At 68.1% G+C, this 18,241-nt stretch carries 14 protein-coding genes and 2 pseudogenes; 12 read left to right on the forward strand and 4 right to left on the reverse strand.

Going from position 1 to position 18,241, the window contains the following annotated elements; translation table 11 throughout:
- The first annotated feature begins 35 nt into the window (after positions 1–35).
- The 7 genes and pseudogenes from lpxB to NUG20_RS13995 all read left to right on the forward strand — a co-directional run bounded on the left by lpxB (position 36) and on the right by NUG20_RS13995 (position 10,374).
- Positions 36–1,268 (forward strand): lipid-A-disaccharide synthase, encoded by a 1,233-nt coding sequence (lpxB, locus tag NUG20_RS13965; protein WP_317852750.1) that lies wholly within the window; start codon positions 36–38, stop codon positions 1,266–1,268.
- Between the two features lie 32 nt (positions 1,269–1,300).
- A pseudogene (locus NUG20_RS13970) lies at positions 1,301–1,900 on the forward strand (ribonuclease HII); the annotation flags it as partial.
- Positions 1,901–2,204: 304 nt separating this feature from the next.
- Positions 2,205–5,798: a DNA polymerase III subunit alpha gene (dnaE, locus tag NUG20_RS13975; protein ID WP_263395057.1), complete on the forward strand. Its 3,594-nt coding sequence runs from the start codon at positions 2,205–2,207 to the stop codon at positions 5,796–5,798.
- A 55-nt stretch (positions 5,799–5,853) separates the two neighbouring features.
- Positions 5,854–6,744 carry a hypothetical protein gene (locus NUG20_RS13980; protein ID WP_263395058.1) on the forward strand — a complete coding sequence of 297 codons (891 nt, stop codon included), beginning with the start codon at positions 5,854–5,856 and terminating at the stop codon, positions 6,742–6,744.
- Between the two features lie 109 nt (positions 6,745–6,853).
- Entirely contained in the window at positions 6,854–7,813 is a 960-nt protein-coding gene (locus NUG20_RS13985) for an acetyl-CoA carboxylase carboxyltransferase subunit alpha (protein ID WP_263395059.1), read from the forward strand.
- Between the two features lie 115 nt (positions 7,814–7,928).
- Positions 7,929–8,912 (forward strand): FkbM family methyltransferase, encoded by a 984-nt coding sequence (locus NUG20_RS13990; protein WP_263395060.1) that lies wholly within the window; start codon positions 7,929–7,931, stop codon positions 8,910–8,912.
- Positions 8,913–9,042: 130 nt separating this feature from the next.
- Positions 9,043–10,374 carry a methyltransferase domain-containing protein gene (locus tag NUG20_RS13995; RefSeq protein ID WP_263395061.1) on the forward strand — a complete coding sequence of 444 codons (1,332 nt, stop codon included), beginning with the start codon at positions 9,043–9,045 and terminating at the stop codon, positions 10,372–10,374.
- Positions 10,375–10,445: 71 nt separating this feature from the next.
- Here NUG20_RS13995 and NUG20_RS14000 read toward each other — a convergent pair whose 3' ends face one another.
- Positions 10,446–10,898 (reverse strand): HemJ family protein, encoded by a 453-nt coding sequence (locus NUG20_RS14000; protein WP_263395062.1) that lies wholly within the window; start codon positions 10,896–10,898, stop codon positions 10,446–10,448.
- Positions 10,899–10,979: 81 nt separating this feature from the next.
- Between NUG20_RS14000 and NUG20_RS14005 the strand changes: the two genes are divergently transcribed.
- Both NUG20_RS14005 and phaZ read left to right on the forward strand, forming a co-directional pair.
- Complete coding sequence (locus tag NUG20_RS14005) at positions 10,980–11,585, forward strand: class I SAM-dependent DNA methyltransferase (protein ID WP_263395063.1); 606 nt, start codon at positions 10,980–10,982, stop codon at positions 11,583–11,585.
- A gap of 63 nt (positions 11,586–11,648) precedes the next feature.
- Positions 11,649–12,878 (forward strand): annotated as a pseudogene (gene phaZ / locus NUG20_RS14010) (polyhydroxyalkanoate depolymerase); the annotation flags it as partial.
- Positions 12,879–13,008: 130 nt separating this feature from the next.
- On the opposite strand, the gene NUG20_RS14015 reads toward phaZ, so the two are convergent.
- Both NUG20_RS14015 and NUG20_RS14020 read right to left on the reverse strand, forming a co-directional pair.
- Complete coding sequence (locus NUG20_RS14015) at positions 13,009–13,935, reverse strand: sensor domain-containing protein (RefSeq protein WP_263395065.1); 927 nt, start codon at positions 13,933–13,935, stop codon at positions 13,009–13,011.
- A complete protein-coding gene (locus NUG20_RS14020; protein WP_263395066.1) occupies positions 13,932–14,297 on the reverse strand; it encodes a PadR family transcriptional regulator in 366 nt (121 codons plus the stop codon). Before NUG20_RS14020 ends, NUG20_RS14015 begins: the two co-directional genes overlap by 4 nt.
- A gap of 159 nt (positions 14,298–14,456) precedes the next feature.
- Here NUG20_RS14020 and NUG20_RS14025 point away from each other — a divergent pair, with 159 nt between their 5' ends.
- From NUG20_RS14025 to NUG20_RS14035, 3 genes are all read left to right on the forward strand, one after another.
- Positions 14,457–16,220 (forward strand): XVIPCD domain-containing protein, encoded by a 1,764-nt coding sequence (locus NUG20_RS14025; RefSeq protein ID WP_263395067.1) that lies wholly within the window; start codon positions 14,457–14,459, stop codon positions 16,218–16,220.
- Positions 16,221–16,312: 92 nt separating this feature from the next.
- The gene (locus NUG20_RS14030) at positions 16,313–17,227 is read left to right on the forward strand and encodes a peptidylprolyl isomerase (protein ID WP_263395068.1); all 915 of its coding nucleotides are present in this window, start codon (positions 16,313–16,315) and stop codon (positions 17,225–17,227) included.
- Positions 17,228–17,348: 121 nt separating this feature from the next.
- Positions 17,349–17,555: a hypothetical protein gene (locus tag NUG20_RS14035; protein ID WP_263395069.1), complete on the forward strand. Its 207-nt coding sequence runs from the start codon at positions 17,349–17,351 to the stop codon at positions 17,553–17,555.
- A 73-nt stretch (positions 17,556–17,628) separates the two neighbouring features.
- Here NUG20_RS14035 and NUG20_RS14040 read toward each other — a convergent pair whose 3' ends face one another.
- Positions 17,629–18,141 carry a DinB family protein gene (locus NUG20_RS14040; RefSeq protein ID WP_263395070.1) on the reverse strand — a complete coding sequence of 171 codons (513 nt, stop codon included), beginning with the start codon at positions 18,139–18,141 and terminating at the stop codon, positions 17,629–17,631.
- Between the last annotated feature and the right edge of the window lie 100 nt (positions 18,142–18,241).

An 18,241-nucleotide genomic window follows, 5' to 3' on the forward strand; every position in this document is an offset into this window, starting at 1 on the left:
GACCAGGGACCCGGGAACAGCGAGGAGTCGATGTACTGGGCGTTGCCGGTCCCCGGTCCCCGGTCCCCGGTCCCCGCTCCATCCGCATCGCCCTCGTCGCCGGCGAGGCCTCCGGCGACCAGCTCGGTGCCGGACTGATCGAGGCGCTGCGCGCGCGGTACCCGGATGCCGAGTTCGCCGGCATCGGCGGCGATGCGATGCGCAACGCCGGTTGCCAGACCTGGTTCGATGCCAGCGAACTGGCGGTGATGGGCCTGATGGAAGTACTGCGGCATCTGCCGCGCCTGCTGAAACTGCGCCGCGCGCTGCGCGAGCGCCTGCTGGACTGGCGCCCGGACGTGTTCGTCGGCGTCGATGCGCCCGACTTCAATCTCGGCGTGGAGCGCTGGCTCAAGCAGCGCGGCATCCGCACCGTGCACTACGTGAGCCCGTCGGTCTGGGCCTGGCGCGAGAAGCGCGCGGCCAAGATCGGCGCCAGCGCCGACATGGTGCTGTGCCTGTTCCCGATGGAACCGCCGATCTACGCCAGGCACGGCGTGGATGCGCGCTTCGTCGGCCACCCGATGGCCGATGCGATCGCGCTGGAAGGCGACCGCGACGCGGCGCGCGCCGAACTCGGCCTGCCGGCCGCCGCGACCGTGTTGGCGGTGCTGCCGGGCAGCCGCCTGGGCGAGATCGGCCGGCTCGGCGATACCTTCTTCGCCGCCGCCTGGCAGGTGCTGCAGCAGACGCCGGGCGCGCACGTGGTGGTGCCGGCGGCCAACGCCGCGTGCAAGGCGCTGATCGCCGAACAGCTGTCGCGTTCGGCCTTGCCGGTGGTGTATTCGCACCTGCTCGACGGCCAGGCGCGCACGGCGCTGCTGGCCGCCGACGTGGTGCTGCTGGCCTCCGGCACCGCGACGCTGGAGACCATGCTGGTGAAGCGGCCGATGGTGGTCGGCTACAAGGTCGCGCCGCTGACCTACCGCATCGTCAAGGCGCTGGGCCTGCTGAAGGTCGACCGCTACGCGCTGCCCAACATCCTCGCCGGCCGCGATCTGGCGCCGGAACTGATGCAGGACGACTGCACCGCGGACAAATTGTCGGCCGCGCTGCTGCACTGGCTGCGCGACCCGCAGGCGGTGGAGGCGCTGCAACCCGAATACCTGCGCTTGCATCAGTTGCTGCGCCAGGACGCGTCGGTGCGGGCTGCCGATGCGGTGGCGGAATTGCTGGGGGGCCGGGACTCGGGACTCGGGACGCGGGACGCGAAAGAAGCAACGGCATGAAGCGCTCGGATCCAGCATCGCCGCAGCAGGAACTGCTCTGCGAGTCCCGGGTTCGGGGTCCCGTGTCCCGGCTGCTCTACGCCGGCGTCGACGAGGCCGGGCGTGGCCCGCTGGCTGGGCCGGTGGCGGTGGCGGCGGTGGTGTTCGATCCGTCGCGGCCGCGCATCAACGGTTTGAACGATTCCAAGCAGCTCAACGCCGAGCGCCGCGAGCAGCTGTATGCGCGCATCGTCGAACGCGCGCTGGCCTGGTCGGTGGTGTTGATCGACAACGAGGAGATCGACCGCATCAACATCTATCAGGCGACGATGCTCGGCATGCGTCGCGCGGTCGAGGGCGTAGCCCACGTCGCCCAGTTCGCGCGCATCGACGGCAACCGCATCCCCAAGGGCCTGCCGTGCGCGGCCGAAGCGCTGATCGGCGGCGATGCGCTCGACCGCGCGATCATGGCCGCCTCGATCGTGGCCAAGGTCACCCGCGACCGCCTGATGCGGCAGTTGCACGAGCAGCACCCGCACTACCGCTTCGACCTGCACAAGGGCTACAGCACGCCCGCGCATCTTGCCGCGCTGCAGACCCATGGCCCGTGCCCGCAGCACCGGCGCAGCTTCGCGCCGGTGCGCCGTGCGCTGGGGGAGCCGGGACTCGGGACGTGGGACTCGGGACTCGGCATCGCGAATGCGAATTTCGCTGGCGCAGGCGCGACGGAAGCGATCAACGACGGCTAGGCCTCGCTCAACCCCAAATGAGACCCGTCCCGAGTCCCGAGTCCCGAGTCCCGAGTCCCGAGTCCCGAGTCCCGAGTCCCGAGTCCCGAGTCCCGAGTCCCGAGTCCCGAGTCCCGAGTCCCGAGTCCCGAGTCCCGAGTCCGCCCTGTCAAGCCTTGTTCGCCCCGCCTCCCGCCGCTAACCTGACCGGGCATCGTCCTGGTTCCGCATGTCCACTTCCCGCTTCGCCCATCTGCACGTCCACACCGAATTCTCGCTGGCGGATTCCACCATCCGTGTGCCCGAGAAACCGGATCAGGCCGACCCGAAGAAAGCCAAGCAGGCCAACCTGCTCAGCCGCGCGGTCGAACTGGAGTTGCCCGCGCTCGCGGTCACCGACCTCAACAACCTGTTCGCGCTGGTCAAGTTCTACAAGGCCGCCGAAGGCGTGGGCATCAAGCCGATCGCCGGCGCCGACCTGCTGATCAGCGACGGCACCCAGGCGCCGTGGCGGCTCACCGTGCTGTGCCGCAACCGCGACGGCTACCTGAGCCTGTCGCGGCTGCTGACCCGCGCCTGGCTGGAAGGCCACCGCAACGAAGGCGGCGTGGCGCTGCGCCCGGAATGGCTGCAGACCGGCAGCGACAACCTGTTCGCGCTGGCCGGGCGCGACAGCCTGGCCGGACGCCTGGCCAGCGAAGGCCGCCACGACCTGGCCGAGCAGCAGCTGGCCGACTGGCAGCGCATCTTCGGCGACGGCCTGCACTTGGAACTGACCCGCACCGGCCGCGACGGCGAGGAAGCGTTCAACCAGTTCGCGCTGCACGCGGCCGGCATGCGCGGGCTGCCGGTGGTGGCCAGCAACGACGTGCGCTTCCTGTACGCCAGCGATTTCGCCGCGCACGAGGCGCGCGTGTGCATTTCCTCCGGCCGCGTGCTCGATGACCCCAAGCGCCCGCGCGACTACAGCGACCAGCAATACCTGAAGTCGTCCGAGGAAATGGCCGCGCTGTTCGCCGACATCCCCGACGCGATCGACAACACGCTGGCGCTGGCGCAGCGCTGCAACATCGAGATGCAGTTGGGCACCTACTTCCTGCCCGCGTATCCCGTGCCCGACAACGAGACGCTGGACAGCTGGATCCGCAGCCAGTCGCGCGAGGGCCTGGCCGCGCGCCTGGAGAAGAACCCGCTGGCGCCGGGCAAGACCCGCCAGGACTACGTCGACCGGCTCGAATTCGAGCTGGACACCATCATCAAGATGGGCTTCCCCGGCTACTTCCTGATCGTGGCCGACTTCATCCAGTGGGGCAAGAACCAGGGCATCCCGATCGGCCCCGGCCGCGGCTCCGGCGCCGGCTCGCTGGTGGCCTGGGCGCTGCAGATCACCGATCTGGATCCGCTGCCGTACAACCTGCTGTTCGAGCGCTTCCTCAATCCCGAACGCGTGTCGATGCCCGACTTCGACATCGACTTCTGCATGGACCGTCGCGACGAGGTCATCGACTACGTCGCGCGCAAGTACGGGCGCGACCGGGTCAGCCAGATCATCACCTACGGCACCATGGCGGCCAAGGCGGTGGTGCGCGACTGCGGCCGCGTGCTCGGCTTCCCGTACGGCCTGGTCGACGGCGTCGCCAAGCTGATCCCCAACATCCTCGGCATCACGCTGAAGGATGCGATGGGCGAAGGCAAGGACAGCGAGATGGCCTCGCCGGAGCTGATCCAGCGCTACCAGAGCGAGGACGACGTCCGCGACCTGATGGACCTGGCGCGGCAGCTGGAGGACCTGACCCGCAACGCCGGCAAGCACGCCGGCGGCGTGGTGATCGCGCCGACGCCGCTGTCCGACTTCTGCCCGCTGTTCGCCGAACACGACGTCGACAACCTGGGCAAGAACCCGGTCACCCAGTTCGACAAGGACGACGTCGAGCAGGTCGGCCTGGTCAAGTTCGACTTCCTCGGCCTGCGCACGCTGACCATCATCGACTGGGCGGTGAAGGCGATCAACGTGCGGCATGCGCGCGCCGGCATCCCGCCGGTGGACATCACCGCGATCCCGCTCGACGACGCGCCCACCTACAAGGGCGTGTTCGCCTCGGGCAACACCGGCGCCGTGTTCCAGTTCGAATCCTCGGGCATGCGCCGGCTGCTGAAGGACGCCAAGCCCGACCGCTTCGAAGACCTAATCGCGCTGGTGTCGCTGTACCGTCCGGGCCCGATGGACCTGATCCCGGACTTCAACGCGCGCAAGCACGGCCAGCAGGAGATCATCTACCCCGATCCGCGCACCGAAGCGATCCTGAAAGACACCTACGGCATCATGGTGTACCAGGAGCAGGTGATGCAGATGGCGCAGATCGTCGGCGCCTACTCGCTGGGCGGCGCCGACCTGCTGCGCCGCGCGATGGGCAAGAAGGTGCCGGCGGAGATGGCCAAGCACCGCGAGATCTTCCGCGAGGGCGCGGCCAAGGGCGGCGTCGGCCAGGCCAAGGCCGACGAAATCTTCGACCTGATGGAGAAGTTCGCCGGCTACGGCTTCAACAAGTCGCACGCCGCCGCCTACGCGCTGGTCAGCTACCAGACCGCCTGGCTGAAACGGCACTACCCGGCCGAGTTCATGGCCGCGACGCTGTCCTCGGACATGGACAACACCGACAAGGTGGTGGGCTTCCTCGACGAGGTGCGCAACCTCGGCCTGACCGTGCTGCCGCCGCGGATCAACGCCTCGGCGTACATGTTCGCCGCGGCCACGCCGGACACCATCCAGTACGGCCTGGGCGCGATCAAGGGCGTGGGCCGCGGCGCCTGCGAGGCGATCGTGGCCGAGCGCGAGCGTGGCGGCGAATATGCCTCGCTGCTGGATTTCTGCACGCGCGTGGAATCGGCCAAACTCAACAAGCGCACCCTGGAAGCGTTGATCAACGCCGGCGCGATGGACGGGCTGGGCAGCAACCGCGCCACGCTGATGCTGCAGCTGCCGGAAGTGATGAAGGCCACCGAGCAGATGGCGCGCGAGCGCGCCTCCGGGCAGAACTCGCTGTTCGGCGGCGCCGACACCAGCGCGCCGGCGCTGCGCCTGGAGCTGCCGGAAAGCAAGGAATGGGCGCTGGGCCAATTGCTGACCGGCGAACGCGAGACGCTGGGCTTCTATCTCAGCGGCCATCCGTTCGATCCGTACCGCGAGGAAGTGCGCGACCTGGTCGGCTGCGACCTGAGCGCGCTGGAGAAGATCTGTTCGCAATCCGGCGGCGGCCGCGGTGGCGGCGGTGGCGACGGCGAGAAACGCGCCTGGCGCCCGGAGATCAGCGCGATCCTGGCCGGCCAGGTGGTCGGCGTGCGCCGCAAGGGCGACAGCCAGGTGTTCGTGCAGCTCGAAGACGGCCGCGGCCGGGTCGAGTGCAGCGCGTTCACCGATGCCATCGCCGAGTTCGGCCACCTGCTCACCCGCGACCGCATCCTGATCGTCAAGGGCGGCGTGCGCGAGGACGAATTCAATGGCGGCTATGCCATGCGCATCCGCCAGTGCTGGGACTACGAACAGATCTGCACCCACCACGCGCAACGCCTGTCGCTGCGCCTGGACCTGCGCCAGCGCAGCACCTGGCCGCGCATCGACGCACTGCTGGCGCGCCACCGCCCCGGCAAGACGCCGCTGCGCCTGGACCTGCTGCTGGCCTCGGAACAGGGCAGCGTGGCCGGCATGCTCGACCTCAACGGCAGCCACTCCGTGCGCGTGGATCCGCAGTTGCTGGACACCCTGCGCGCCGATCCCGGCGTGCGTGCGGTCAAGGTCAAGTACAACCCGCCCTGGGCGACGTGAGCCTGCCGCCCACTCCAGGGCAGCGCCTTCCTTCCGCATGCATCGAGTGCCTTCCATGACGCGTTTTTCGATCCTGTTGGCGTGCGCCGCGCTGCTCGGCGGTTGCGGTGAAGCAGCGCAGCGCTTCGTGGTCGACAACCCGACCGCGGCGCCGCTGCGGATCGTCGTCGACGACCAGGCCTACGACGTGGCCGCGGACAGCGCGACCACGCTCGAGCTGGCGCCGGGCGCACACCGGCTACGGACCGCAGCGCTGGGCGAAGTGCCCTTCATCGTCTATGCCGGCGGCCACGGCGGGCTGATCAACCCGACCCTGTCCGACTACGTGATCGGCCGGGAAATCTACGTCACCGACGCCTCCAAGCTGAAGAACTTCGGCACGGTGGAGTCCACGCTGACCCTGCAAGGAGTGAGCGTCAGCGGCCCGTTCGAGGCGCGACACGCGCTGTTCATCGGCAAGCAGTGGGACTACGGGCTGCGCGAACCGTTTCCCGAGCGCACCGTGGCCTACGTCGCCGACCGCGGCGGCAACATCAAGACCAAGCTGTTCGGCGCCGCCGAGTTCATCGCCTACTACGAGGCCGGCAGCGGCCAACCGGGCTACTTCGCGCAACAACGCGCGCCGGGCTGGCAGGCGCCGCGCCGCACGCTGGAACCCGCGTCAGCGGCGCTGCCGCCGCTGGCGCCCGCGTTCGAGGCGCATGCGGCGCCGCTGCGCCAGGTCTACGCGCGCTATCTGCGCGCGTCCGATCCGGCGCAGCAGCTACAGCTGCAGAAGGACTACTTCCAGGCCATGATGCAGTTCACCGCAGCCACCGCCACGCTCGGCGCGGACCTGGGCGCCGAGGCGAACCAGGCGCGCAACGACTTCGTGCTGCAGCTCGGCCAGGCCTTCGGCAGCCCCGCGCTGGTCGCGGCCGCACCGGCGGCGGCTCCGCAGCGCTGATTGCCGGCGGCACCGCTCCGTTTCCCGCGCCGCGGCGACCGCACGGCCCCGTACGGGTTGGCCGCAGCCGTTCGGCTACACTTGCCGCTTTAGTTCACGACGGTTTCCAATGAATCCGAACTACCTCGACTTCGAGCAACCCATCGCCGATCTGGAAGCCAAGATCCAGGAACTGCGCAATGCCAGCACCGGCCCGGCGGTCAACGTCGACACCGAGGTGCGGGCGCTGCAGGACAAGCTGCGGGTGCGCACCGCGCAGATCTTCCGCGATCTGTCGTCGTGGCAGATCTCGCAGCTGGCGCGGCATCCGCAGCGCCCGTACACGCTGGACTACATCAACGTGTTCTGCGACGAATTCCAGGAACTGGCCGGCGACCGCGCGTTCGCCGACGACAAGGCCATCGTCGGCGGCCTGGGCCGCATCGACGGGCGCCCGGTGGTCATCATCGGCCACCAGAAGGGCCGCGACACCAAGACCAAGGTCGCGCGCAACTTCGGCATGCCGCGTCCGGAGGGCTACCGCAAGGCGCTGCGGCTGATGAAGCTGGCCGAACGCTTCAAGCTGCCGCTGCTGACCTTCATCGACACCCCCGGCGCCTATCCCGGCATCGGCGCCGAAGAGCGCGGCCAGAGCGAGGCGATCGCGCGCAACCTGCTGGAGATGGCCGAGCTGAAGGTGCCGGTGATCTGCACCGTGATCGGCGAAGGCGGCTCCGGCGGCGCGCTGGCGATCGGCGTCGGCGACCGCACCCTGATGCTGGAATACGGCACCTATTCGGTGATCTCGCCGGAAGGCTGCGCCTCGATCCTGTGGAAGGACGCGGCCAAGGCCAAGGACGCCGCCGAGCAGCTGGGCCTGACCGCCAAGCGCCTGTCCGCGCTGGGCCTGGTCGACAAGGTCGTGCGCGAGCCGATCGGCGGCGCGCACCGCAATCCCACGCAGATGGCCAAGCGCCTGAAGGCGGTGCTGCTCAACGAACTGGACGCGCTGGAACAGCTGCCGGTCGAGCAGTTGCTGCAGAAGCGCTACGAGCGCCTGCGCGGCTACGGGGCGTACGAGGCGGCGTAGCCGTCTGACAGTTCCGACAAGCGTCCGGAACTGCCCGCGGGGCTACAGGTAGCGGTTCTGTGCTTGCCGTACGGCCGGCCGTCTTCACTCCCGCATCCCATCAAACTAGGCCGCCATGAATTTCCTCTCCGATCTGCAACATGCCGGCGCGGCCCTGGATACCGAAGATGCGGCGCGCTTCGCCGCGCTGTTAGATACGTACCGGCCGCACGCCGAGCACATTTCCAGCGGTGTCTACGAGCGACTGAGCACGGACGAACGGGCTCGCTTCGTATTGTGGTTCCTGAAGCGCTGGGGCAAGATCGACCGCATCGAACCGACCGAGCGCGAACGCTACAACGTGGTGGTCCAACGCTCGTTTGCCGAGCATGGCCGCGAGAGGATCGGCGACGGCGAATACGTGCTCCGTCGCTATGCAGACGCCGGGCACGATTTCGCCCTGCTCGGCTACGACTGGTTCACCGGCGTGCACGATATCCACTTCGACCAGTATGCCGCACCCGGGTTCGACGTGCGCCCGGGCGACGTGATCATCGACGGCGGCGCGTTCATCGGCGATACCGCTGTGTTGTTTCACGCCAAGACTGGCGGAGATTGTCAGATCCACGCATTCGAATTACTTGATGAGAACCTCGTCCTGCTGCAACGCAACCTTGATCTCAACGGCATCGCCGGTAACGTTGTGGCCAACAAGTACGCACTTGGCGACCGCAGCGGCGTGGAACTTTCGATCGCGCTGACGCGACTGCAGGCTTCGATGTCGCTGATGTACGCCGGGGAGATCAAGGTATCGATGATAAAGCTCGACGACTACGTTCGCGAACGCGGCCTGTCGCGCGTGGATTTCATCAAGCTGGACATCGAAGGCGCTGAAATACCGGCACTTGAGGGTGCGCGCGAGACCATCGAACGGTTCCGCCCGCGCATGGCGCTGTGCCTGTATCACAAGTGGGATGACGTGCTGACCATCCCCGCGTTTCTCGACAGTCTCAACGTCGACTACGACTATCGATTCAAATGGGTGCAGTTGAAACTGGGCACTGAAGCGGTGATCCTGCTCACTCCCAAGACCGCAGACATACCGGTGTCAGCACGCTGAAGGCAGCGCGCCGCCACGGCGCGCGCGCCTCTCTTTCCTTTCAGGATTGCAACACGCCGTGAGCCGCTCGCTACTATCCACCGCTGGCGGACGCTGCTACGACAGCCGCTGCATGGTTTGCAACGGTTCGATGAAGCCGTTCTTCAGCAAAACCTTCGACCGCTGGGACGTAGGCACGCTCGACTACGAAAAATGCGCCGGATGCGGTTTCGTCGCCTGCGCCAGCTTGCTCAGGCTCTCCGACGAAGACTGGTCCGCATTGAACCATCGCTTCCACAGCACCATCTACGACGGCTCCGACCCATTCAATCGCGCCGGTCGTCTGGCTGGCCAAGCGCGCGCGATTGACGCCATGCTCAGCGTCGGCTTGATCGATAGCAATAAGCCTATGCTCGATTGGGGCTCGGGTGTCGGCGACCTCGCCACCCAGCTTGTCTCGCGCGGGCGTACTCTGTTCAGCTACGACCAATACATCACCCCTGTGGTCAACCGCTGGCCGCAATCGCAGCCGCCACGTGGTGGCTTCGCCTTGGTCACCGCCTGCGCTGTGCTCGAGCATCTGAAGGACCGTCGCGAACTGGATGCGATCGAGCAGTTGGTCGCCGACCGCGGTGTTCTCGGCATCCATCTGCTGATCCCGCGCGCTATTCCGAAGGATCCAAGCTGGGTCTATCTGTTGCCGGTGCACTGCGCATTCCACACTTGGGAGAGCATGCGCCTGTTGCTGCAGCAATGGAGCTACGAAGCGACCGTCTACTGCCACGACGCGCTGATGTGGTTCTTCTTCAAGTGCAAGGACGGTGTTGAAAGCAAGGTTGAGCACATCAATCGTAGCGAAGGTTCCGGGTACCTGCGCTATGTTGAAGGCTTTGTCAGTGCGAGCGGCGTCGAGCTGCCATTGGATCCGGACTACGGCGCGGTAGACCGCAGCTTGCGCACCCTGTACGTCGGAATCCGTCCCGAGCAGCAGGACGCAGACTGGCTCAGTGCAGTGCTACCATTCTGCGCCGACACGGCATGGGGCGACACACCGCAGACCGCGCCGGGGTCGCTTCCGCCGCAGAGCTTCGACGCCATCTACAGCGACTTAGTTGCCGAACGGCTCACGCCCAAGCAGTTCATCCGCTATCTGGAATGGACTCGCGGCCTGCTCAAGCCGGGTGGCGTGCACCGCTTTGCCACCTCCGATTTGGATCTGACCCTGCAAAGCGCACATAGCGGTGCCTGGCGCGAACTGCCGTGGGTGAAGGAAGCCGGCATCACCACCCGCGGCTATTTCCTCAATACGGTGTTCCGCAGCTGGGGACACGTCTACCTGTATGACGACGCAACTCTGCTCGCGCGACTGGCCCGCAGCGGCTATCGCCACGCCGCCCGCAGCACCGCACTGCGCGGCCGCTGCGCCTCGTTGTACCGGCTCGACCGCGACACGCACCGTCTCTACGTCGAAGCCGAACGCTAAAGACCCGAAAGGTATCGCCAGCGCCCCTTATACGCGTGTCCCGGCCGCAGCGTTGGGACGATTCGCACCGCTCAGAACGGCTTGAACAATACCAACCAGATCACCACGATCAGCAGCAGCACTGGGATCTCGTTGAACCAGCGCAGCGTGCGCGAGGACGGCAACCTGCGCGCCTGGGGCACGCCCTTGAGCCAGCGCCCGGCCACCGTATAGTGCGCCATCAGCAGCAGCACCAGGGCCAGCTTGGCGTGCAGCCAGCCGCTGCCGGGCGCCACCATCGTCGGGAAGTCGGGCAGCACCTTGTAGCCCAGCCACAGGGTCAGCCCCAGCAGCAGCGCCAGGCCGAACATCATGTGGCCGAAGCGGTACAGGCGCCGCCCCATCAGCACCAACCGCGCCTGCACGTCCGGCTGCCCTGCGCTCTCGGCGAGGTTGACCAGGATCCGCGGCAGGTAGAACACCGCTGCCATCCATGCGACCACGAACAGCAGGTGCAGGGACTTGATCCACAGATAGAGTTGCATGCGCTGGCTCCGGGTCGCTGGCGTAGGATGTCACGCCATTTTCGCCGATTCGCATCACGCCCGCACGGACCACGACCCCGCATGGACAAACAGTACGACGCCGACTATTTCCAGCGCTGGTATCGCCGCGACGATATCGGCGGCAGCGCGCGCCTGGCGCGCAAGGTCGCGCTCGCCGTCGCCCAGGCCGAGTACTACCTGGAACGGCCGATCCGCAGCGTGCTCGACATCGGCTGCGGCGAAGGCGCCTGGCGCGCGCCGCTGCTGAAGCTGCGGCCGAAGCTGAGCTACCTGGGCTTCGACAGCAGCGAGTACGCGGTCGCCCGCTACGGCCGCCATCGCAACCTGCGCCCGGCGCGCTTCGGCGACTTCGCCTGGCTGCGGCCGTGTGCGCCGGTGGACCTGCTGGTGTGTTCGGACGTGCTGCACTACGTGCCCAACCGCGAGTTGCGCCAGGGCCTGCCGGGCCTGGCCGAGTTGTGCGGCGGGGTCGCGTTCCTGGAAACCTTCGCCCAGGAGGACGCCTTCGACGGCGACCATGCCGGCTTCCAGCCGCGTCCGGCGCGCTGGTACCGGCGCCAGTTTGGTGCGCTGGGGCTGCGCCCGGTGGGCAGTCATTGCTGGCTCTCGCCTGCGCTGGCGGGCGATGCGGCGGCGCTGGAGACGATTGGTCTGGTGCCCCATTAAGGTGCAATCACACCCGATAGGATATGCTGCACGGCAGCATACGCTCAGGATGGAAACACCGGCATGCTCTACCAGTGGCACGAACTGACCCGCAACCTGCTCGCTCCCTGGGTCCACCAGGCCGCGGCCAACGCCAAGATCTTCTCCGACGCCAATAGCCTGTGGGCCACGCTCCCGGGCGCCGAGCGCCTGGCCGCCACCAATGAGCTGCTGCACCGGCTCGGCAAGGACTACGAGAAGCCGGCGTGGGCACTGGACCATGTCGAGGTCGACGGCCACCCGCTGCCGATCGTCGAGCAGGAAGTGCTGCGCAAGCCGTTCTGCCGCCTGCTGCGCTTCAAGCGTTTCAGCGACGACGCCAAGGTCGTGGCCGGGCTCAAGCAGCAGCCGGCGGTGCTGGTGGTGGCGCCGCTGTCCGGGCACCACGCCACGCTGTTGCGCGATACCGTGCGCACCCTGCTGCGCGACCATAAGGTCTACGTCACCGACTGGATCGACGCGCGCATGGTGCCGCAGAGCGACGGCGATTTCGGCCTGGACGACTACGTCAACTACGTGCAGGACTTCATCCGCCACATCGGCGCCGACAAGCTGCACGTGATCAGCGTGTGCCAGCCGACCGTGCCGGTACTGGCCGCGGTGTCGCTGATGGCCGGCCGCGGCGAAGCCACGCCGCGCTCGCTGGTGATGATGGGCGGGCCGATCGACGCGCGCCGCAGCCCGACCCAGGTCAACAACCTGGCCACGCGCAATCCGCTGTCCTGGTTCGAGCACAACGTCATCCACACCGTGCCGCAGGCGTATCCGGGCCACGGCCGCGCGGTGTACCCGGGCTTCCTGCAGCACACCGGGTTCCTGGCGATGAATCCCAGCCGGCACTTCATGTCGCACTGGGATTTCTACGCCAACCTGGTCAAGGGCGACCTGCAGGATGCCGAGGCGCACCGCCGCTTCTACGACGAATACAACGCGGTGCTGGACATGCCGGCGCGCTATTACCTGGACACGATCCGGGTGGTGTTCCAGGAGTTCCTGCTGCCGCGCGGCGAATGGGTGATCGGCGGCGAGCGCGTCGATCCGGCGGCGATCCGCGACACCGCGCTGCTCAGCATCGAAGGCGAGCTGGACGACATCTCCGGCCTGGGCCAGACCGCCGCCGCACAGGACCTGTGCACCGGCATCGCCGCGCACCGCCGCCAGCATCTGGAAGTGGAAGGCGCCGGCCACTACGGCATCTTCAGCGGCCGCCGCTGGCGCGACATCGTCTATCCGCAGGTGCGTGCGTTCATCGCCGCCAATGCGTCGGCCACCGTGCAGGCACCGAGCGGCAACGTCACCCCGCTCAAGCGCCGCGGCAGCCGCAAGGCCGGCTGAGCGGCATCCCGCTCGCGGCCGGCGTCCGCCGGCCGCAGCGTCATCACCATCACTGCGCCGCGCTGTGCACCAGCAGGTGCTTGGCCAGCAGGCCGTGCAGCTTGCCGACGCCGCGCGCCAGGTGCAGCGTGGCGAACAGCAGCACGATGCCCAGCGCACTGAACAGTGGCAGTAGCCACAGGCCGGGATCGGCGAAGCTGAAGTCGCCGAACGACAGGCCCACGTTGATCTGGTTGGGGAACAACAGGCCCAGCGGTGCCGCCGCCAGCGCCAGCGCGGTGCTCAGCAGGGTGACGAACACGGTGAAGTAGACGATCCCCAGCGGCAGCATCAGCACGAAATACAGCATCGTGGTCCAGGTCCGCGCGTCGGTGAACATCTGCCCGATGCGCCGCAGCCACGGCTGTTCGCGCGCGCTGTACAGCGGCCGCCGCGGCATGCGCTCGCCCAGCAACACCTCGACGATGCGCCCTTCCACCAGCGACAGCAGCCGCACCGAACCGAAGAACAGCACCAGCAACGGCACGCCGATGATCAGCACCAGCATGCCCAGCGACACGCTGACCCCGGTGACTACCCAGGTGAAGTAGAAGATGCCGGTGACCAGCGACAGCAGCATGTAGAAGAACGCGCCGTAGGCGCGCGGATCGGCGGCCACGCCGAAGAAGCGGCCGAGCAGCGACTTGCGCCTGGGCGGTGCCGGCGGCTTCAGCGCGCGGTTCACGGTGACCTCGGTGTCGCGATAGATCGCCGCCACCTCCTCCGGCGCGCCGTAACTGCCGGCGACCTCGGCGATGACCTCGGCCTCGCTCTTGCCACCCTGCTCGGCCAGCTCGGCGCGCAGGTATTCCTCCGCGTCGTACAGCGCGTCCTGGACCAGCGCCGGATCGGCGCCGGCCAGCGCCGTGCGCAGTTGCGCCAGGTAGTCGGGAATGGTGGCCGGCAACGGCCGCGCCTGGAATTGTTCGCTGCTCATTCTGAAATCCCCTTCAGGACGGAATCGACGGAATCGCGGGTGGCGCGCCACGCGGCGGCCCAGTGCTGCAACGTGGCGCGGCCGGGTTCGGTGATGCGGTAGTAGCGACGCGGCGGCCCGGCCACCGACGGTTCGACATGGCTGCACAACAGGCCGGCCGCCTCCAGGTTGCGCAGCACCGGGTACAGCGCGCTCTGCTTGCCGCTGAGCACGCCCTCGCCCACTTTCTCCAGGCGCTTGGCGATCAGGTAGCCGTACAAGGGCTCCGCGGCCTCGGCCAGCACCGCCAGCAGCGCCAGCGACACGGTGCCCGCGCTCAGCTCCTTCTGGAACTTCCTCAGCTGCGCATCCGGATCGACCATGACCACCTCCCACTAGGTTGGAATGCATACTAGTGTTGAGTTAGGTATAGCGAATGTGCCGCTAGTCATGGCCGCACAACGAAAGCCTGACGCATCGGCAACATTCCCCTGGCTATAGTCCCCGCCGCTCGCGCCGGCAGGCGCTCTCAAGGAGAATGCATGAGCTCGACGACGCCCCCCGCCCAGGCCACCGATCCGACCTTCGGCAGTGCCGCCGGCAACGTCAGCGCCGGTCCGCTGAAATGGAATCCGGCCGACGGCAGCGTCACCGCCGAACGCACCGAACGCCACGCGCTGGGACGTACCGGACCGTTGCAGCACGAACTCGTCTCCACCCGCAGCGTGGGCGCCAGCCGCCGCAGCGTCGACGGCAACACCGAGTTCGGCCTGGAGATGGAGTTCCGCCAGGGCCACCAGTTCAAGGGCGCCACCAGCGGCAGGAACGCGGCGAGCGCCGAAAATTCGACCCAGCTCGGCGAACGTGCGCGCTACAGCGTCAGCCTGCCCGGCGACGCCAGCGTCGAGACCGCGCGCGGGGTCAATCCGTTCGATCCGCTCACGCTCCCGGTCGGCGGCAGCGTCAAGCTCGACGGCCAGGCGTTCCTGCGTACCTCGCTGGAGGCCTCGTTCCGCGGCTTCGCCACCAGCAGCGAACGGACCGACGCGGCGGGCGTCAGCTACGCCGCGCAGCGCCTGGACGAGCACCGCGTGCGGGTGGCGACCGGCCCCACCGCGGCGATCGAACGGCTGGAGATGGTCGGGCTGAAGACGCCGTTGGCGCAGGCCATGTTCGGCCGCCAGGACGCGCTCGGCCAGGCCAGCATGCACACCGCCACCTTCGACCTGCGCGACCCGCAGGCGCAGGCCGCCTACCGCGACTTCCTCGGCAGCGGCCGGCTGCCGGCGCCGACCTCCGGGGTCAGCGACGTGCAGCGGATCGACACCCTAAACATGAGTTCGCAGACCCGCGCCAAACTCGGCCTGGGCGAATCGCTGAGCGTGGAGCTGGCCGGGCAGCGCAACAGCGGCGAGAACGTGCGCACCACCCATGCCGACGGCAGCAGCACCGTCAGCAGCCGCCTGCAGTACGCCGACAACGTGCCGCTCACCCTCACCCGCCAGTTCGATGCCGCCGGCAGCGAAGACGTCGAGTCGCGCCGTTACCAGCTCGGCTTCGGCAAGGTCGATGGCAATCAGGCGCAACTGCTCAACGCCGCGTTGTCCGGGAAAGACACCGCGGACGGCCCCATCGCCGCCGGCCAGGACCTGACCCTGAGCTTCTCCGAAGCGCAGATGGGCGCGTTGCGCGAGCAGTACGCAAGGGCGGCGCAGGCGCGCCCGTCCGAGCGCGACCAGGCCGGCGCCTACGCCACTGCCAGCAACCAGGACTTCGCGGTCGGCCTGGCGCGCAACATGGGCAATTCGCCGCACGGCCTGAGCCAACGCCTGTTCACCGTCGCCACCGACGCCGATGGCGAACTGAGCGGCGCGTTGACCCGCATCGATGCCGGGATCGGCGGGGCCGAGCCCAATCCGGCGGCCACCGCACCGGCCACGCGCGCGGCTACTTCGCCCGATCCGCGCGACCCGACCCACCCCGACTACGCGATGCAGTGCGCGATCGACGCCAGACTCAGGCCGGCCGATCCGCAACTGGCGACGCAACTGCTGCTGTCGGCCAAGCGCGAAGGCCTGAGCCAGGTCGACCATGTGCTGCGCAACGACGCCGGCCGCGTGTTCGCGGTGCAGGGCGACCCGATGGCCGCGGACAAGCGCACCGCCTACGTGGATGCGCAGGCCGCCGCGGCCATCCCGCTGCAGGACAGCGTGCGCCAGCTCGATGCCTTGCGCGCGACCGCGCCGCCTGCCGCGTCCGCCACGCAGGACCTGGCGGAGGCCCAGCAACGCGCGCCATCGCGCTGAGCGTGCCGGCACGGCGTCGAGGCGGCGACGCCGCCATTGGCGCACCGCAGGCGCATGGGTAAGAATCGGCTACCGTCCTCCAGGCTGCCGTCATGCCCTTGCGCCCCACCCTGCTCGCCCTCGCGCTGCTGTCGTCCGCCACCGCCGCGCTGGCCGCCGCGCCTGCCGCGCCGTACCGCAGTCCGCAGCAGATCCTGGACGCGTCCAAGCCCGCCGACTGGCGCACGCTGGACCCGGCCAACACGCTGTACCTGGACCTGGACGCCGGCCGCGTGGTCATCGAGCTGGCGCCGGCATTCGCGCCGGAGCATGTCGGCAACATCCGCACCCTGGCCCACGAGCACTTCTGGGACGGCCTGAGCGTCTACCGTTCGCAGGACAACTTCGTGGTGCAGTTCGGCGATCCCGACGGCGAGGAGGCGGGCAAGGCCAAGTCGCTGGGGTCGGCCAAGCGGCACCTGCCTGCCGAGTTCCAGCGCGACGCCAAGGGCCTGGCGTTCCAGGCGCTGCCCGACCGCGACGGCTGGGCGCCGCAAGTGGGCTTCGTCGACGGCTTCCCCGCCGCGCGCGATCCCAAGGATGGCAAGGCCTGGCTGGCACACTGCTACGGCACCCTCGGCGCCGGCCGCAACAACGACGAGGACAGCAGCATCGGCGCCGAACTGTACGTGGTCACCGGGCAATCGCCGCGGCAGCTGGACCGCAACATCACCGTGGTCGGGCGCGTGGTCAAGGGCATGGAACTGCTCAGCGTGATCCCGCGCGGCCCGGACCCGATGGGCTTCTACGCCGAGCCCGAACAGCGCACCCCGATCCGCGCGATCAAGCTCGCCAGCGACCTGCCCGCAGCCGAGCGCACCCCGCTACAGTTGCTGCGCACCGACACCCAGACCTTCCGCGACGTCGCCGAAGCGCGGCGCAACCGCCGCGACGATTTCTACAAGCGCCCGGCCGGGCACATCGACCTGTGCAACGTACCGCTGCCGGTGCGCACGCCACCGCAGTAATGGTTACGTGCCGAAAACTCCGCGAACAACTAGTCGACAAAGCAATCACTGCTTGCGAGCGCGCGTTGGCTAACGCGCGCTCCGGTTGCCCCGCACCTGCACGTCAGGCACCCCAACAAACATGACCGACCTCTCCAGGCAGCCTTACCAAGAGACCGTTGACTGCGAGGCGCGTCAGGACGAGTGCGTCATCTTCATCAAGGTCGTCGCAATGCCCTACGAAGCTGCGGTCGAGTTCGACGTGACGCAGGCTCGCGCTTTTGCGCAGAAAATCTTGTCGGCTGTCGAGATCGTCGAGGCAGGTTGGTTAGGCAGATCCAGTCGCTAGCCAAACATGATTGCATCTCATCGTCAGCTCATGCACTGCAGCGCGGTTTAGCGTTGGCGACGCGGCCCAGCGTCTAAGCCGACGCCGCGCCTCGGCGCTGGGGTTCGCGCGCGTGCAGGAAGCGGGTGAACAGCTCGCGCGGCTGCTCCAGCCCGCACTCGCTCAGCAGCATGGCGATGTTGCCGCGGTGATAGGCGCCATGCGCCAGCACGTGGAACAGCATTTCCTCGCGGGTCATGCGGCCGGCATCGCCGTCGGTGAAGCGGAACGCGAGCGACTGCCGCAATGCGGTCGCGTCGAGTTGGGCGATGTAGCCGGCATACCATTGGTCGGATTCGGCGACGGACGCGTGCAATGCATCCAGTTCCGGCGTCTGCGGCGTGTTGCTGGCCGTAAACGCATGCGTGCCGCCGTCCAGGTGCGCGGCGAAGATCCGGTCCACGACATAGGTGTGGTTCAACAGCCGGATCGCGCGCAGGCGTTGCGCCGGATACGCTGCCGCATCGATCTGCGCCAGCGCCTGCAGCAGTTCGGCATTGGCCCAGGCCTTGTAGGCGAACTGCGATGCGAGCAGGGAAGCGGTCATCGGGATGTCCTTGGCGCGTGTCATCGATTCCCGGGCACGCCACCCGGGCTCGGAAAAGTATCCGTCCACTCGCTTTTCCTTGCCACCTGCAGGTGCAAGG

The organism is Xanthomonas sp. CFBP 8443, from assembly GCF_025666195.1.
Classification (GTDB): domain Bacteria; phylum Pseudomonadota; class Gammaproteobacteria; order Xanthomonadales; family Xanthomonadaceae; genus Xanthomonas_A.

Bases quoted from the DNA above. Each gene is read 5' to 3' on its own strand.
- NUG20_RS14040 (WP_263395070.1), bottom strand. From the start codon at position 18,141: ATGACCGCTTCCCTGCTCGCATCGCAGTTCGCCTACAAGGCCTGGGCC.
- dnaE (WP_263395057.1), top strand. From the start codon at position 2,205: ATGTCCACTTCCCGCTTCGCCCATCTGCACGTCCACACCGAATTCTCG.
- NUG20_RS13980 (WP_263395058.1), top strand. From the start codon at position 5,854: ATGACGCGTTTTTCGATCCTGTTGGCGTGCGCCGCGCTGCTCGGCGGT.
- NUG20_RS13985 (WP_263395059.1), top strand. From the start codon at position 6,854: ATGAATCCGAACTACCTCGACTTCGAGCAACCCATCGCCGATCTGGAA.
- NUG20_RS14020 (WP_263395066.1), bottom strand. From the start codon at position 14,297: ATGGTCGATCCGGATGCGCAGCTGAGGAAGTTCCAGAAGGAGCTGAGC.
- NUG20_RS14000 (WP_263395062.1), bottom strand. From the start codon at position 10,898: ATGCAACTCTATCTGTGGATCAAGTCCCTGCACCTGCTGTTCGTGGTC.
- NUG20_RS14015 (WP_263395065.1), bottom strand. From the start codon at position 13,935: ATGAGCAGCGAACAATTCCAGGCGCGGCCGTTGCCGGCCACCATTCCC.
- NUG20_RS13995 (WP_263395061.1), top strand. From the start codon at position 9,043: ATGAAGCCGTTCTTCAGCAAAACCTTCGACCGCTGGGACGTAGGCACG.
- NUG20_RS14025 (WP_263395067.1), top strand. From the start codon at position 14,457: ATGAGCTCGACGACGCCCCCCGCCCAGGCCACCGATCCGACCTTCGGC.
- NUG20_RS13990 (WP_263395060.1), top strand. From the start codon at position 7,929: ATGAATTTCCTCTCCGATCTGCAACATGCCGGCGCGGCCCTGGATACC.
- NUG20_RS14030 (WP_263395068.1), top strand. From the start codon at position 16,313: ATGCCCTTGCGCCCCACCCTGCTCGCCCTCGCGCTGCTGTCGTCCGCC.
- NUG20_RS14005 (WP_263395063.1), top strand. From the start codon at position 10,980: ATGGACAAACAGTACGACGCCGACTATTTCCAGCGCTGGTATCGCCGC.
- NUG20_RS14035 (WP_263395069.1), top strand. From the start codon at position 17,349: ATGACCGACCTCTCCAGGCAGCCTTACCAAGAGACCGTTGACTGCGAG.